This is a genomic window from Paraburkholderia tagetis, assembly GCF_022213065.1.
Lineage (GTDB): Bacteria > Pseudomonadota > Gammaproteobacteria > Burkholderiales > Burkholderiaceae > Paraburkholderia > Paraburkholderia tagetis.
Map to the genome: position 1 here is coordinate 51,027 of NZ_JAKLJA010000002.1, position 14,096 is coordinate 65,122.

Genomic DNA, 14,096 nt, shown 5'->3' on the forward strand with positions numbered 1-14,096 from the left:
CGCCGGCGATCAGTGTTCAACCTCGCCTCATCCACGTCTGATAGCGCCCCAGTAGGCGCAAAACAGACTGCGGCGCATGTTTCATCTTCCAACGGCCGGCTGCGTACTTCGCGGCCTCCGAATGCGTCGGATATACGTGTATCGTCCGCAGGATGCCGTTCAGACCGATGCCATGACGCATCGCCAGAACGAACTCGGCTAGCAGTGCAGATGCATGCTCGCCGACAATGGTTACCCCTAGAATCCGATCCTTGCCCGGTGGCGTCAGCACCTTGACGAAGCCGTCCGTGCCGTCATCCGCGATCGCCCGATCGAGGTCATCCAGGTGGAACGTCGTCACTTCGCACGGTATTCCTTGGCGCGCCGCATCCGACTCGTTGAGTCCAACGCGCGCGACTTCGGGAGAGGTAAATGTCACCCAGGGCGTCACACGATAGTCCACTTTGAATCGATGCCAACGCCCGAACATCGCATTGACCGACGCGTACCACGCCTGATGGGCGGCCATATGCGTAAACTGGTACGGCCCCACCACGTCGCCGCACGCGTAGATGTTCGGAAAAAGCGTTTGCAACCGGTCGTCGACCTCGATCGTCCCAGCGGGCGTTACGGCGATTCCCAGCCGCTCCAGACCATACCCTTTTGTGTTGGCCAGGCGCCCGACGGCGCAGAGAATCGTATCGCACGTGAAAGCGCGCTCGCCTTCTGCCGTGCGAACCACAACAACTTTCCCCTGGCCGCGTCGCTCGCAACGCACGACGTCGGCCCCGAGGACCACATCAACGCCCTCAGCACGGAAACGTTCCAGGACGAGGTTCGACGCATCGGAATCTTCCCGTGGAAGCAACCGCGGACTTTTTTCTATCTGAATCACGTGCGCACCGAGCCGTGCGAAGCCTTGGGTGAGCTCGCAACCGATTGGGCCACCGCCGAGGATCACAAGGCGCGCCGGCAGCGTGTCGAGAGACCAGACGGTATCGGAAGTCAGGTATCCGACCTCCTCGAGTCCCGGAATATCTGGTACAGCAGGCCGAGACCCTGCGGCAATCACAATGCTGCGCGTCGTCAGAGTGCGTACCGATCCGTCGCCACCGGTCACTTCGACGGCGTGAGGCGACGTAATCATTGCTTGCCCCGACACGCAATCAACACCCAGTGACGTGTAACGTTCGACCGAATCATGCGGCGCCACGTCCGCCTGTACTCGAGCGACGCGCTTCATGACCGAACCGAAATCCACGCGGACCTCGTCAACGCCGCAGACACCGAATTCAGCTGCTCTGCGTAATTCAGCCGCCACGCCGGCAGACCGCAAGAAGGCCTTCGAAGGAACGCAGCCAGTGTTCAGGCAATCGCCGCCCATCGCATGTCGCTCAACGAGCGCCACTTTGGCCTTGACGACCGATGCGACATACGAAGTAACCAGGCCGGCCGATCCCGCTCCGATGACCACGACGTTATAGTCGAACCGTTTCGGGGTCGGCCAACGCGCCATCAGACGCCGGGCGCGGACCTCACGCATGAGGCTCTTAGTTCCGTACGGTAATGCTGCGAGCGCAACCAGACCGGCTAGCAGCCCCGGTGACAGAATTCCGCGCAACGACGTCAGTTCCGACAATCGAGTGCCGACGCTGACGTAGACGATCGTCGCCGGAAGCATGCCGACCTGGCTCGCCAGGTAGAACGTCCGCAGTCGAATCGCGGTGACGCCCATTATCAAATTGACGAGCCAGAAAGGCACCGCCGGAACAAGACGCAGCGACAGCACATACATCCAGCCCTCTCGCCGAACGCCATCGTCGATTGGCCCCAACCGGTTGGCGAAACGCGTCACGACGGCGTCACGCAGCACGTACCGTGACGCGGCGAAAGCGAGCGTGGCCCCCATCGTTGACGCAAAGGAAACGAGCGTGACGCCCCAGACGACACCAAACAGCGCGCCGGCAGCCAGCGTCAGCACCGTCGCTCCCGGGATCGACAATGCGGTGACGATCACGTAGCCGGCGAGGAAAACCAGCGAGGTCGCGACAGGATGCATGTCGCGAACGTGTACAAATGCGGCTTGCTGAGTCTTCGCATAATCGAGCGACAGGTAATGCAGCCCGCCGAAGCCGAAAAATGCGACGATCAACGCTCCGACGAGCACGATCAACGCGATGCGACCGGGCCCAAACCGCACGGCGCCGGAACGCGCGTCTTCGCCGACAGACCGAGGAGGTGCTGCGTCCATCTCAGAGGCCCGTTCGTTTGCGCGTCAGCCAGTGATCCAGAGACAGCATGCCCGGCCCCCATACAAGCAGCACCAACAATGAAATGCCCCAATACAGGTGACTTTGGATGGCTGCAGGACAGTCAAAATGGAACAGATCGGGATAGGATATGACGGCGACTGCATTGACGAAGAACAATCCAAAGGCAGCCGGACGCGACAGGAATCCGACAAACAGCAGAACCGGGAACGTGAGCTCGCCGAAGGCCCCCATCACGGCCGCAATATCAGGCGGTAAAAGTGGCGTGTGGTAGACGTCATGGAACATCGACAACGTGCTGCCCCAATCGCTGATCTTGACGAGTCCCGATTTGAAGAATTGCCAGCCCACGAACCATCGCAATCCGAGGTTCACGAGTGCCCCGCCGTAACGTCGCAGTTCCGCGTCGAAGCGTTCGGCTGTCAGGCTGGCCTTAACCACTGCATTCATCACACATCTCCCATCTTTATCGTTGGTCATTTGAATACTGCGGCAACGACGATCTTCTGCTCGATCCAGCTCCGCCACGTCGCTCCGAAATCGAAATTGCCGTCAACTGTCAGTGCGATATCAAGTGCTGCCCCGAGCGATTCGCCAAGACGCAGCGCCTCCAGCATCTCGAATGCCGCCGGCGTCACAGCGTGGACCTTCGGAATCCAGTACGGGCGCGAAACCACGATCCATTGTGGCGCCTCAATGTCATGTACAACTGACTCGCTTCCGGATTCCTGATACGCAATCCACATGTCGGCTGCGGAGGTCGACGTACGCAGCAGCGCAACGGCAGGATTCAGCGAGATGGCAGCCGCCTCGAGCACGTGGGGCGCGTGCCGTGCCCACCGCTCGACTGACCACGGAAATACATCCGCAGCAAAATAAGCCTGATGGACAGCCCATTCGAGTCGCGCGATGTCTGCCAGATAACGATACGGCGCGCTTGGTGGCCACGATGTCAGCAGGTCTGCCATTCGATGTCCGAACTGGTTGAGATCGCCCGAACTGGACGGATCGGCCAACCCATATTCGCGGGACAACGCGACGAAAAAGTCCTCACCGACGAGCGCGTGCACCACCGGATAGGCCGACGCCAGAACGCTGTGCCACGTTCCGGTCAGATTCCCGCGATAGAGCGCAAGGCGGTTCTGGTTATGCGTGTCCTCGCCGACCAACGTGTCAAGCACGCGTTGCCCGGCAGCCGGATGCAACAATGCTTCGACGAACTCGCGCTGCACTTCTTTAAGCGACTTGTCCATCGTGCCTCCTCAACGACTGTGCCTCGACCAACTGGCGCGCCATCGCGGCTTCCTCCAGCAACACCTCGATCGTCGGAACATTGGTATCCCATTCGATGAGCGTCGAAACCACTCCGAAGCGATCGATGGCATGCCGGTAAAGCGCCCAGACGTCGGGCGATACCTGGCTCCCGTGGTGGTCGACCACGGAATCTGCGGTGACGAGATGTCCGGCCAGATGGATTTCCTGCACCGTGTCCGCCGGGACGCGGTCGATTGCGGCCAAGGCATCTTCCCCGTGATTGCACTGGTTCACGTAGAGATTGTTGACGTCAAGCAGAATCCCACAACCGGTCCGCCTGACGACCGCCGTGAGAAATTCCATCTCGTTCATTTCGTTCTGCCGGAAACGCAGATGACTCGAGATGTTTTCAAGGAGGATGGTCCGCTTCAGCACAGTCTGCATCTGATCGACATGTCGTGTCACTACGTCGAGCGCCTCATTGGTAAAAGGCAACGGAAGCAAATCGTTTACATGTCGCGTCGGCACGGCCGACCAGCACAGGTGTTCCGAAACGAGCGCCGGTTGGAACCGGTCCACTAGCGCAGTAATCCGTTCGAGATGGCCGGTGTCGAGCGATATCGCGGAACCAAGGCCAAGCCCGACCCCATGAAAACTCAGCGGATAATCCCGCCGAACCTGCTCGAGCACATGGAGATCGAAACCACCGTTGCCCAGATAGTTTTCTGTATGGACTTCCAGCCAGTCCACCGGTTGCTTTTCGTCGAGAAAATCGCGGTAGTGTGCATGGCGGAGACCAATGCCCACACCGAGATCGCGACTCGGGCGTGCCGCACAGGCCGCGCGGATACGCGTCGACTCGGGCACTGATCGTCCGGTTGCCATGATTGCGTCAGGCCTCCTTGCCGCCCAGCTTGTCGCACGAGGTCTTCGGCATCATCTTGAAGTCGAGCGGATCGAAATCCTTCTTCGACTGGCCGGCGCACGCGTGGGCGCCCGTCTTGCTCGCGCAGTCGTTCTGGCCGGCTTTCGCAACACCGTAGCACTTGATTTTGGCTTCGTCGGCTTGCGCGGTCGCGGAAAGACCGGCGCCGAGGGCACCCGCGAGCGCGGCGGCGATGAGGATACGTCGCTTGTTGTCCATGCTGCAATTCTCCTGGTAGGCCCGATTAGGGCGACTGGTAAAAAAGGATGACCCTGCGATTTCATGTCAGGTCACTCGTTAGACGACTCCAGTCGCGAGCGTTTACAGCAAATCCTGGCGACTTCGCCAAGCAGGTTTTTCCGGTAGCCGGTATGCTGTTTCGTTCCGCCGGCGGTACGCATCGTGCCAACCGTCTGCCATCGCCACGTGACGCCGCCCGGGCGACATCGCGCGCGAACTGACACCAACGAAGCGGGAGCCTTCCATGTCTGAACACTCTTCACGCCGCCGCATACTCGTCTTCGATGTCAATGAAACATTGCTGGACATCGAGGTGCTTCATCCGTTCTTTGCCCGCGTATTCGGCGACGCGGGCGTGATGCGTCAATGGTTTGCGGAGCTGATCCTCTATTCCCAGGCGGTGTCGCTCAGTGGGGAGTACACCGGGTTCGGGGCCTTGGCGGTGGCCGTGTTGCGAATGGTTGCGGACATCAGGAACGTCGCCCTCACGCCTGCTGATGTCGACGAATTCGTGACCACGATGGGAGGGCTACCGCCCCATCGGGAAGTACCGGGGGCCCTGACACAATTGGCGGACGCGGGTTTCAGGATGGTGACGTTGACCAATTCAACGAGTCCGGCTGGTCAGTCCACGCTCGACAACGCTGGCCTGTCGCACTATTTCGAGAGAATGTTTTCGGTGGATCAAGTCAGACGATTCAAGCCGAGTCGTGAAGTCTATGCACACGTCGCGAGCGAGCTTGCCGTCGAGCCGGACCGGCTTCGCCTGATCGCCGCGCATACGTGGGACACGCTCGGCGCGATCGCCGCGGGTTATGCAGCGGCCCTCGTCACGCGACCGGGAAATGCCCCGCTTCCGGTCGGCGTGCAACCCGACATCGTCGCTCCTGATCTCGCTGCGGTAGCCGACAAAATCATCGTCACCGACACCGCATGAGGCGACGACCGAGTAACGCATCCTGACTATGCCGCCCGCCGGCCATGCGGAGCGCACGAAGTTTTGGTACACTCAGCCTAAAATGGAACATGAGGAATTTATGGCAAGACCGATGGAATTCGACCGTGGCGATGCCGTGGCGCGAGCTGTCGACGCGTTCTGGGAATGTGGTTACGGGGCGCTCTCCGCGAATGAGCTTGCGGAAAGGATGAAAATTGGCAAGTCGTCCTTTTACAACACGTTCGGATCGAAAGCCGAGCTTCTTCAGGAGGCCGTTGCCAGCTACACGAAGCTGAAAACGGCAGCGCTTCAACACGCTGTGCGCGGACGGAACGTTATGGACGTGCTGCGCGCATTGCTTCGGGACGTTGCAAAGCGAAATGACGACGGGAGAGGTTGCCTGCTGGTGAATACCGCCGTCGAACTCAGTCGGCACGATGTGGACATTGCCAGCACGACACGGGCCGGCTTCGAGGCGATGGCAAAGGCATTCGAGGCGCTCATCGTTGCGGGGCAGCAGGCCGGGGAAATCCGCACGGACCTCGACGCCAAGAATCAGGCACGAATTTTGATTACGAGTATTGCCGGCCTGCGAGTCATGGTCCAGAGCGGCTTTTCCGCAATGGAAATGCGACCTTTCATCGATACGATTCTCGCCAGCATGAGCATCTAATTTTTTTGCCCGTTTTGGTCAGTTAGTCCAAAATGGATTTCAACCGGAAGATCCGTACGTGTTGCGATCTTCTTTCACAGAGGCACAGCCATGAGCCAGACCGCACGACTTTCCCTTGCTCCGATCAGCCTTGATACTGCACAAGGGCGCTCCAAGGAAGTACTCGATACCGCACTCAAGCAAGTGGGTTTCATTCCCAACATGTACTCCGGGATGGCGAATTATCCCGCCATGCTCGACACCTACCTGCACGGCTACAACCTGTTTCGGAAGGAATCGTCGCTGACGCCCGCCGAGCAGGAAACTGTGTTGCTCACCATCTCCCGTGTCAACGAATGCACCTACTGCATGGCGGCTCACAGCATGATCGCGATAGCCGTATCCAAGACGCCCGCCGAGGTCGTGCAGGCGATCCGTTCGGACAGACAGATCGATGATCCGAAACTGGGAGCACTGGCCGACTTCACTCGACTGATGGTGATTTCGCGCGGCCGTCCATCTCCGGAGCAGTTGCACGCATTCATCGAGGCTGGCTATACGGAACGCACCGTCCTCGAGATCATTCTTGCGATCGCTGTCAAAACACTCAGCAACTACTCGAACCACGTGTTCCATACGGAAGTTGACCAGAAGTTCAATGATTTCGCCTGGACGCCTGCCGCCTAACATCGCGTCGCCAGCCTGCGGCCCGCCTCGTCGGGCCGTGCAGACTGCAAGCGCCGCCGGTTTCGATTCTCGGACGTCTGTATTCCGCGATGCCGCCCCCACCGACTGCTCCTTTGAGACATCCATGATTTCCTTCGTGAGCCCGTCGGCCTTGTCGGAGGTTGTGAAGATCTCCGCTTTGATGTGTTCGGTGGCCCAGACGTTCGCAAAGAGATTCGGGTGCACACCAAATCCGCTGACGCTTGTCACGGTCACGCCGTGGATGTGAAGCGCGCATAAGCGTCGCTCAAGTACCTGCAACATGTCGGGACGCACCACCGGGATAACGCATTTCAATTCCATTGGACCCTCCTGTCCCTGGACTGAAGCGGCCGCCGCTCATCCCTTGGGCGCGAATTTCGCGTCGCCGGCCGCCTGCATTTTTCCCACTTCCGAAATCCCGGCGTGGTGGTTTCGATGGAGGTAATAACCGGGATGTGTTTTGAACGCGCGGTCCACTTGTTGCGGTCCGCTGAGCGAGATTTCCAATGGAAAGGCGCGTTCAGCTGGTAACAAGTTCGCTTCACTGGCCGAGTGAGTCGTAAGGGTATTCAGAGCGACCAAGAGGCCAATTGCAGCGTGCAACGCAAGATGGAGCAGGTCCGCAATTCGACCCATGCGTGCCATCGCCAGGATTCATGTGGTCAGTATCGTTGTCCTCCTTCGCCCTGACGGCGCAGGCCGCCCCGAAGGGCGAGCCTGCGCACGATTCAGCAAACCGTCAGGACTGCTTCACCAGCTTCACGATGGTAAGCGTTCCGTTGACGCTTTCGACTCGGACCTTGACCTTGTCGCCCTCGTGAACCTGGCTGACCATCGCGGCATCCTTGGCCTTGAACGCCATCGTCATCGGCGGCATGCCGACGTTCTCGAGTGCACCGTGCTTCAGCGTCACCATGCCGCTGGCGGCATCGACCTTTTTCACCTCCGCGTCGGCAAGTGCCGCATTCGACGGCGTCGATGCCGAGGTTTTCGTCGACATGCCGGCCATGTCATCGCCGGCGAACGCCGGAGCGGCAAATGCGCCGATAGCACCGGCAGCGACGACGGTAACAAACAGCTTCTTCATTGAGTTTCTCCCGATTGGGTGGACCGCACTTGCATGCCGGATGGAACTGATTGGAATGACCGCGTCTGATTCAGTTTTCGCACGCGGCGGCGCTGCAACAGGAACCAGGCTGAGGGGATGACGAACATGGAAAGCAGCGGCGCCGTAACCATGCCACCCACCATCGGGGCGGCAATACGCTGCATGACTTCGGAGCCGGCACCGTGTCCGACCATGATGGGGATAAGGCCCGCAAGAACGACGGCAACCGTCATCGCCTTGGGCCGCACGCGCAGCACGGCACCTTCGCGAATCGCATCGAAGAGCAACGCCTCAGTGAGTGGCTCGCCCGCTTCCAGCCGACGGTTCAACGCGCCCTTCAGGTAGAGCAGCATCACGACGCCGAATTCGGCCGCCACGCCAGCGAGCGCGATGAAGCCGACCGATGTTGCGACGGAGACCGAGTGGCCCAGTACCCAGATGAGCCAAAAACCGCCGACGAGTGCGAACGGCACGGTCGACATCAGCAACAGTGCGTCCGCCGTGGAATTGAACGTCAGAAACAACAGCACGAAGATGACAACGAGCGTGACCGGGATGACGGTGCGTAGCTTCGCCGCTGCCCGCTTTAGGTACTCGAACTGTCCCGACCAGGCGATCGAATAGCCCGGTGGCAGCCTGACCTGTTGCACAACGGCCTTCTGCATCGCCTGGACAGCCGATTGAAGGTCCGTATTGCGGATATCAATGTAGACATACCCTGAAAGTCGGGCGTTCTCACTGCGAATCATCGGCGGGCCGTCGGCAATCGTGATGTGTGCAACGTCGCCGAGCCGGATTTGTGCGCCGCGCTCCGTGACGACCGGCAACTGCCGCAACAGGTCGAGCGAATCGCGTATTTCACGCGGATAGCGGATGTTGATCGGGAAGCGCTCGCGGCCGGCGATCATCTCCCCGACGTTCTCGCCGCCGATCGCCGACGACACGACCGACTGCACGTCCGCGACCGACAGCCCGTAGCGCGCGGCGGCCAGGCGGTCGATGTCGACGTCGATGTAGCGGCCGCCGTTCAGCCTTTCTGCGAGCGCGGACGTCACGCCGGGCACGTGCTTCACCGCGGCTTCGACCTGCGTCGCGATGCGGTCGATCTGCGTCAGGTCGGGCCCGGAGATCTTGACGCCGACCGGCGTCTTGATCCCGGTGGACAGCATGTCGAGCCGGTTGCGGATTGGCGGCACCCACACGTTCGACAGGCCCGGCACCTTGACGGTTCGGTCCAGCTCGTCAACCAGCTTTTCCGGCGTCATGCCCGGCCGCCACTGGCTGCGCGGCTTGAAGTGAATCGTCGTTTCGAACATCTCGAGCGGCGCCGGGTCCGTGGCCGTATCAGCGCGCCCGGACTTGCCGAATACCGTCGCCACCTCGGGCACCGTCTTGATGAGGCGGTCGGTCTGCTGCAGCAACTCGGACGCCTTCTGCGCCGAAATACCCGGCAGCGCGGTAGGCATGTACAGCAAATCGCCCTCGTCGAGCGGCGGCATGAACTCGCCCCCGAGACGGGAAACCGGAATGATGGTCAGCGCTAATGCGACGCCCGCCAAGCCGATGGCGAGCCACGGACGCCGCAGGGTTCCGTCGAGCAGTGGCCGGTACAGCCGAATCAGCACACGGTTGATCGGATTCGCGTTCTCGTGCGGAATGCGCCCACGGACGAGATATCCCATCAGCACTGGCACGAGTGTCACCGACAGTCCGGCGGCGGCGGCAATTGTGTAGGTTTTCGTGAACGCGAGCGGCGAGAACAGCTTGCCTTCCTGGCCTTCCAGCGAGAACACCGGAATGAACGACAGCGTGATGATGAGCAGCGAGAAGAACAGCGCAGGGCCGACTTCCACCGCCGAGGTTGCTATCAGTTCCCAACGGTGCGCGGCCGACATCGGAGCGGCTGGATGCGCATGGTCATACGCCTCCAGGTGCTTGTGCGCGTTCTCGATCATGACGATGGCCGCGTCAATCATTGCGCCGATGGCAATCGCGATGCCGCCGAGCGACATCAGGTTCGCATTCACGCCCTGATAGCGCATGACGATGAACGCAGCCAGGACGCCGAGCGGAAGTGACAGGATCGCAACGAACGCGCTTCGCAGATGAAACAGGAACGTCGCGCAGACGAGCCCGACGATGATGAATTCCTCGACGAGCTTGTCCTTCAGATTGTCCACCGCGCGTTCGATGAGCTGCGAGCGGTCGTAAGTCGTGACGACCTCGACACCGGGCGGCAGCGAGCGCCGCAGGTCGGCGAGCTTGGCCTTGACGGCATCGATGGTCGTCAACGCGTTCTTGCCCGAGCGCATGACGATGACGCCACCCGCGACTTCCCCTTCACCGTTGAGTTCGGCGATGCCGCGACGCATCTCCGGACCGATTTGGATACGCGCCACGTCGCCCAGCAGCACCGGCGTGCCGGCGTCGTTCGTACGCAGCACGATATTGCGGAAGTCATCGAGCGAGCGCAGGTAGCCGGACGAGCGCACCATGTACTCCGACTCGGCGAGTTCGACGACCGAGCCGCCGGACTCCTGGTTGGCCTTGCCCAGCGAATCGGCCACCATCGCCTGCGTGATGCCGTAGGCGCGCAGCTTGTCCGGGTCGAGCACCACCTGATACTGACGCACCATCCCGCCGATGCTGGCGACTTCGGACACATCCGGCACCGACTTCAGCTCGAATTTGAGGAACCAGTCGTTGAGCGCGCGCAGTTGCCCGAGGTCGTGTTGCCCGCTTCGGTCGACGAGCGCGTACTCGTACACCCAGCCGACGCCGGTCGCATCGGGACCGAGCGAAACGGTCGCGCCCTGCGGCAGACGGCTTTGCACCAGATTCAGGTACTCCAGCACGCGCGAGCGCGCCCAGTACTGGTCCGTCTTGTCATCGAACAGCACGTACACGAACGCGTCGCCGAACGACGAGTATGCGCGAATGGTCTTCGCGCCGGGCACGCCGAGCAGCGTCGTCGCGAGCGGATACGTGACCTGGTCCTCGATGACCTGGGGCGCCTTGCCCGGATACGACGCCTTGATGATGACCTGCGTATCCGACAGGTCCGGCAGCGCATCGAGCGGCGTTTCCTTGAGCGAGTAGACGCCCCATGCCGTGACGAGCACGGTCGCGAGCAGCACGAGGAAGCGATTGTGAATCGACCAGCGAATGAGGCGCGCAATCATTTTGCGTCTCCGGCAGGTTCAATCTTCGTCAGCTGATAGCCGGCGTCCGTTTGCTTGAAGACAAAGTGCACGGTTTGCCCGGCCTTGACGTCCGGGAAAGCGTTTGGTGCGGGCTTGTTGAACGCCATCGTCATCGCGCCCCAGCCGAGCGCGGGAACGGGCTGGTGAGAGAACGTGATGTCCGCGGCGGTGACCTTTTCGACCTTGCCAGTCGTTTCATAGGTCTGTGTGGCTGCGGCGGATGCCGGATTGGTAGCGCTGGCGGCGGCACCGCTCTGCAGGCGAGGGAGAACCGATTTCAGGCTGGCTTCGGAATCGATGAGGAACTGGCCTGACGCGACGACGGTATCACCTTCGTTCAATCCGTTGAGGACCTCGGTCTCGTTGCCGACGTCATTGCCGATGGTGACAGACGCCGGTTGAAGGCGACCGTCGCTGTTCTTCACGATGACGACCGAGCGCTTGCCGGTCGTGATGACCGCTTCGGACGGCACGAGCAAACGCGACGCGGCTTTCTGGCCACCGACGTGCACGCGCATCAACATGCCCGGGGTCAGCCTGAGCGCGCTGTTGTCGATTTCCAGGCGCGCTTGCAGCGTGCGGCTGCTGGTGCTGATGCCGGGAAGGATTTCCCGGATGTGCCCGGCGAAGTGCTGGGCCGGGTCTCCGGCAAACGTCGCGTCGACCGTCATGCCGGGCTGCACGCTCGTCGCGAGCGCTTCGGGAATTTCGACGATGAGCCACAGCTTCGACAAGCCGGAGATTTTCGCGAGCGTCTGTCCCGGTGCCACCATCGCACCGTCCCGAACGTTGAGTTCACTGACGACGCCCGTCTCCGGCGACGTCAGAACGACGTGTGTTTGCGCTTTGCCAGTCCGATCGAGATCGGCGATGACGCCGTCGGGAATCGACAGCGCACGCATGCGCACACGTGACGCCTCGAGCAGACCACCGTCCATGGCACCGTGCCTGAGTGCGAGGTATTCCTCTTGCGGCGCGAGCCAGTCCGGCACGAACAGCGACGCAATCGGCGCGCCTTTAGCGATGCGCTGCATGGGTGCGCTGGCGTACAGGCGGTCGATGTAGCCTGTCACGCGCGACTGAACAACATCCGAGCGCGACTCATCGAATTGCGTGGTGCCAACGGCATCGAATCCGCCAGTCGTATCCTGCCGGCGAACGGTCGTATAGCGGATGCCGAGGTTCTGCTGCAGACCCGGGTCGATCTTGATGCCGTACGAGCCACCGCCTTCATCCGCATAGACGGGTTCGAGCTGCATGTCCATGAAAGGCGATTTGCCCGGCTTGTCGAAATGCTGGTTCGGCACCATCGGGTCATGCCAATACAGCACCTTTCTGCCGGTCTTCGGATCGAGCTTTTCGCCAGCAGCAGCGACAGCGGTGGGCGCCGCCGCTGCGCCGATCGACGCGTGGCGTGTACCGATGACGTAGCCTGCCCCGAGCAGGGCCGCGCCGGCGAACACGGTCAGCACGGCGCGCACCAGTGGTTTGCTGGTCATGTGTTCTCCCTCACTGAGCTGCGGCCATCGTGGACGGCACGACTTGATATTCGAGCTGAGCCCAGGTTTGCGAGACCTCGCGCTTGAGGTCGAGCACCTGAAGTTGGGCATCCAGTTGAGCGCGACGGGCGGCGAACGTGTCAGCGAGTGGCCCCGTACCGGCGCGATAGGCGGCGTTCGCAAGCTGGACGCGTTGGTCCGCCGCCGGCAACAGGGATTGGCTCAGATGGGTAATGCGCTCGCGGCCGCTGGCCAGGATGGCGGACTGGCTGCGAATGTCTGCCAGTACCTGGCGCAGTGTGTCCTCGTACGTGAGGCGCGCCTTGGTCGCGAGTTCGGCCTTTTCGGCGACGTCGCGGTTCTGGCGATTCTTCCGATTGAGCGGCAACGGAATCGTGACGCCGACCGACACCATGTTTGAGTACGCTCCGCCGCGCTGCTGGTACGCGATTTCCCACGTCCAGTTTGGACTGCGCTCGCTGTTGGCGACTGCCGTATCCGCCTCGGCCACCGCGATGTCGTCGGCTGCGGCAACGAGCGCCGGCTGCAAAATGCGCAGTTCTTCTAGGGGCAGCGATGAAACGAAGGACTCGGGCGCGGGCGGCTGTCCGGTCACGTCGGTCACCGGCACGGCCGTCCAGCGAGACAGGCCGATCGTTGCAGTCTGGTAGGTCTGCTGCGCCTTCAGTACCTGGTCCTGCGTCTGCGCAAGCATGGCTTGGGCCTGAGTCACGTCGGCAGCGCTCGCCTTCGCACCGCGATAGGACGCCTTCGTGGCCGCCAGTTCGTGGCTCATGTGGTCCAGCAATGCTTGCTGAAGCGCGAGTGCTTGTTTCGCGTAGATGGCATTCAGCCACGCGGTCGCGGTTTGTTGACGGACATTGGCCAGCTGCATCAGATAGCCGGCGCGTTCGCGGCCGACCATCTCGCTTGCGAGCGTGGAACGCAGCCGTCGCTTGTTGCCGGAAACCCACTCCTGTTCAATGCCGATGCGCCGCGCCGTCATGAAATCCTGACCGATGGTGAAGCGCTGGCCGCCGTTGATCGGCAGGTTGTCGATGCCGGCCTTGAGCATCGGGTCGGGCAACTGGCCGGCCTTGACGGCCGCTTCCGAGCTGGCGCGTACGGAGGCCTGTGCCGCCTGCATCGATGCGGACTGGTCGGTCGCCGACTGCAGCGCGGCGTCGAGCGTGAAAGCTGCTTGTTGGGCGTGAGCAACGCCCGCAATTAGAAGCGCGGCAAAAAGCGTATGCGCGCGCCAAGGAACACGCCGACCCAGCGGCGTGCCATAAGTGAATGGCATGTTCTAACCCCAACGGCG

The 14,096-nt window shown here is 61.5% G+C and carries 13 protein-coding genes; 3 read left to right on the forward strand and 10 right to left on the reverse strand.

All coding sequences use genetic code 11. The annotated features are described in order from the left end of the window. Positions 1-16 precede the first annotated feature (16 nt). Genes L5014_RS03285 through L5014_RS03305 form a run of 5 tightly spaced genes read right to left on the reverse strand, consistent with a single transcriptional unit; the run spans position 17 to position 4,647 of the window. Positions 17-2,230: an FAD-dependent oxidoreductase gene (locus L5014_RS03285; RefSeq protein WP_420800004.1), complete on the reverse strand. Its 2,214-nt coding sequence runs from the start codon at positions 2,228-2,230 to the stop codon at positions 17-19. Position 2,231: 1 nt separating this feature from the next. Then, the gene (locus L5014_RS03290; protein WP_021157827.1) at positions 2,232-2,699 is read right to left on the reverse strand and encodes a DoxX family protein; all 468 of its coding nucleotides are present in this window, start codon (positions 2,697-2,699) and stop codon (positions 2,232-2,234) included. 26 nt (positions 2,700-2,725) lie between these two features. Then, positions 2,726-3,502 (reverse strand): HvfC/BufC N-terminal domain-containing protein, encoded by a 777-nt coding sequence (locus L5014_RS03295; RefSeq protein WP_238462171.1) that lies wholly within the window; start codon positions 3,500-3,502, stop codon positions 2,726-2,728. Further along, on the reverse strand, positions 3,486-4,388 hold the full coding sequence (gene bufB / locus L5014_RS03300; protein WP_238462172.1) for an MNIO family bufferin maturase: 903 nt from the start codon (positions 4,386-4,388) through the stop codon (positions 3,486-3,488). Before bufB ends, L5014_RS03295 begins: the two co-directional genes overlap by 17 nt. 7 nt (positions 4,389-4,395) lie before the next feature. Continuing rightward, the gene (locus tag L5014_RS03305) at positions 4,396-4,647 is read right to left on the reverse strand and encodes a BufA1 family periplasmic bufferin-type metallophore (RefSeq protein WP_021157824.1); all 252 of its coding nucleotides are present in this window, start codon (positions 4,645-4,647) and stop codon (positions 4,396-4,398) included. Positions 4,648-4,912: 265 nt separating this feature from the next. Between L5014_RS03305 and L5014_RS03310 the strand changes: the two genes are divergently transcribed. The 3 genes from L5014_RS03310 (at position 4,913) to L5014_RS03320 (ending at position 6,944) form a co-directional block, all read left to right on the forward strand. Further along, on the forward strand, positions 4,913-5,605 hold the full coding sequence (locus L5014_RS03310) for a haloacid dehalogenase type II (protein WP_238462173.1): 693 nt from the start codon (positions 4,913-4,915) through the stop codon (positions 5,603-5,605). Between the two features lie 112 nt (positions 5,606-5,717). Beyond that, positions 5,718-6,278, forward strand: a complete 561-nt coding sequence (locus L5014_RS03315; protein WP_232542463.1) for a TetR/AcrR family transcriptional regulator — start codon at positions 5,718-5,720, stop codon at positions 6,276-6,278. Positions 6,279-6,368: 90 nt separating this feature from the next. Then, positions 6,369-6,944, forward strand: a complete 576-nt coding sequence (locus tag L5014_RS03320) for a carboxymuconolactone decarboxylase family protein (protein WP_238462174.1) — start codon at positions 6,369-6,371, stop codon at positions 6,942-6,944. A 378-nt stretch (positions 6,945-7,322) separates the two neighbouring features. On the opposite strand, the gene L5014_RS03325 is transcribed toward L5014_RS03320, so the two are convergent. The 5 genes from L5014_RS03325 to L5014_RS03345 form a co-directional block, all read right to left on the reverse strand. After that, a complete protein-coding gene (locus tag L5014_RS03325) occupies positions 7,323-7,610 on the reverse strand; it encodes a hypothetical protein (protein ID WP_238462175.1) in 288 nt (95 codons plus the stop codon). 94 nt (positions 7,611-7,704) lie between these two features. After that, on the reverse strand, positions 7,705-8,052 hold the full coding sequence (locus L5014_RS03330) for a copper-binding protein (protein ID WP_238462176.1): 348 nt from the start codon (positions 8,050-8,052) through the stop codon (positions 7,705-7,707). After that, a complete protein-coding gene (locus L5014_RS03335; RefSeq protein WP_238462177.1) occupies positions 8,049-11,255 on the reverse strand; it encodes an efflux RND transporter permease subunit in 3,207 nt (1,068 codons plus the stop codon). The genes L5014_RS03330 and L5014_RS03335 overlap by 4 nt, the downstream gene beginning before the upstream one ends. Beyond that, positions 11,252-12,775 carry an efflux RND transporter periplasmic adaptor subunit gene (locus L5014_RS03340; RefSeq protein ID WP_238462178.1) on the reverse strand — a complete coding sequence of 508 codons (1,524 nt, stop codon included), beginning with the start codon at positions 12,773-12,775 and terminating at the stop codon, positions 11,252-11,254. The genes L5014_RS03335 and L5014_RS03340 overlap by 4 nt, the downstream gene beginning before the upstream one ends. 10 nt (positions 12,776-12,785) lie before the next feature. Then, a complete protein-coding gene (locus L5014_RS03345) occupies positions 12,786-14,078 on the reverse strand; it encodes a TolC family protein (RefSeq protein ID WP_238462179.1) in 1,293 nt (430 codons plus the stop codon). Positions 14,079-14,096: the final 18 nt, after the last annotated feature.

Bases quoted from the DNA above. Each gene is read 5' to 3' on its own strand.
- L5014_RS03285 (WP_420800004.1), bottom strand. From the start codon at position 2,230: ATGGACGCAGCACCTCCTCGGTCTGTCGGCGAAGACGCGCGTTCCGGC.
- L5014_RS03290 (WP_021157827.1), bottom strand. From the start codon at position 2,699: ATGAATGCAGTGGTTAAGGCCAGCCTGACAGCCGAACGCTTCGACGCG.
- L5014_RS03295 (WP_238462171.1), bottom strand. From the start codon at position 3,502: ATGGACAAGTCGCTTAAAGAAGTGCAGCGCGAGTTCGTCGAAGCATTG.
- bufB (WP_238462172.1), bottom strand. From the start codon at position 4,388: ATGGCAACCGGACGATCAGTGCCCGAGTCGACGCGTATCCGCGCGGCC.
- L5014_RS03305 (WP_021157824.1), bottom strand. From the start codon at position 4,647: ATGGACAACAAGCGACGTATCCTCATCGCCGCCGCGCTCGCGGGTGCC.
- L5014_RS03310 (WP_238462173.1), top strand. From the start codon at position 4,913: ATGTCTGAACACTCTTCACGCCGCCGCATACTCGTCTTCGATGTCAAT.
- L5014_RS03315 (WP_232542463.1), top strand. From the start codon at position 5,718: ATGGAATTCGACCGTGGCGATGCCGTGGCGCGAGCTGTCGACGCGTTC.
- L5014_RS03320 (WP_238462174.1), top strand. From the start codon at position 6,369: ATGAGCCAGACCGCACGACTTTCCCTTGCTCCGATCAGCCTTGATACT.
- L5014_RS03325 (WP_238462175.1), bottom strand. From the start codon at position 7,610: ATGGCACGCATGGGTCGAATTGCGGACCTGCTCCATCTTGCGTTGCAC.
- L5014_RS03330 (WP_238462176.1), bottom strand. From the start codon at position 8,052: ATGAAGAAGCTGTTTGTTACCGTCGTCGCTGCCGGTGCTATCGGCGCA.
- L5014_RS03335 (WP_238462177.1), bottom strand. From the start codon at position 11,255: ATGATTGCGCGCCTCATTCGCTGGTCGATTCACAATCGCTTCCTCGTG.
- L5014_RS03340 (WP_238462178.1), bottom strand. From the start codon at position 12,775: ATGACCAGCAAACCACTGGTGCGCGCCGTGCTGACCGTGTTCGCCGGC.
- L5014_RS03345 (WP_238462179.1), bottom strand. From the start codon at position 14,078: ATGCCATTCACTTATGGCACGCCGCTGGGTCGGCGTGTTCCTTGGCGC.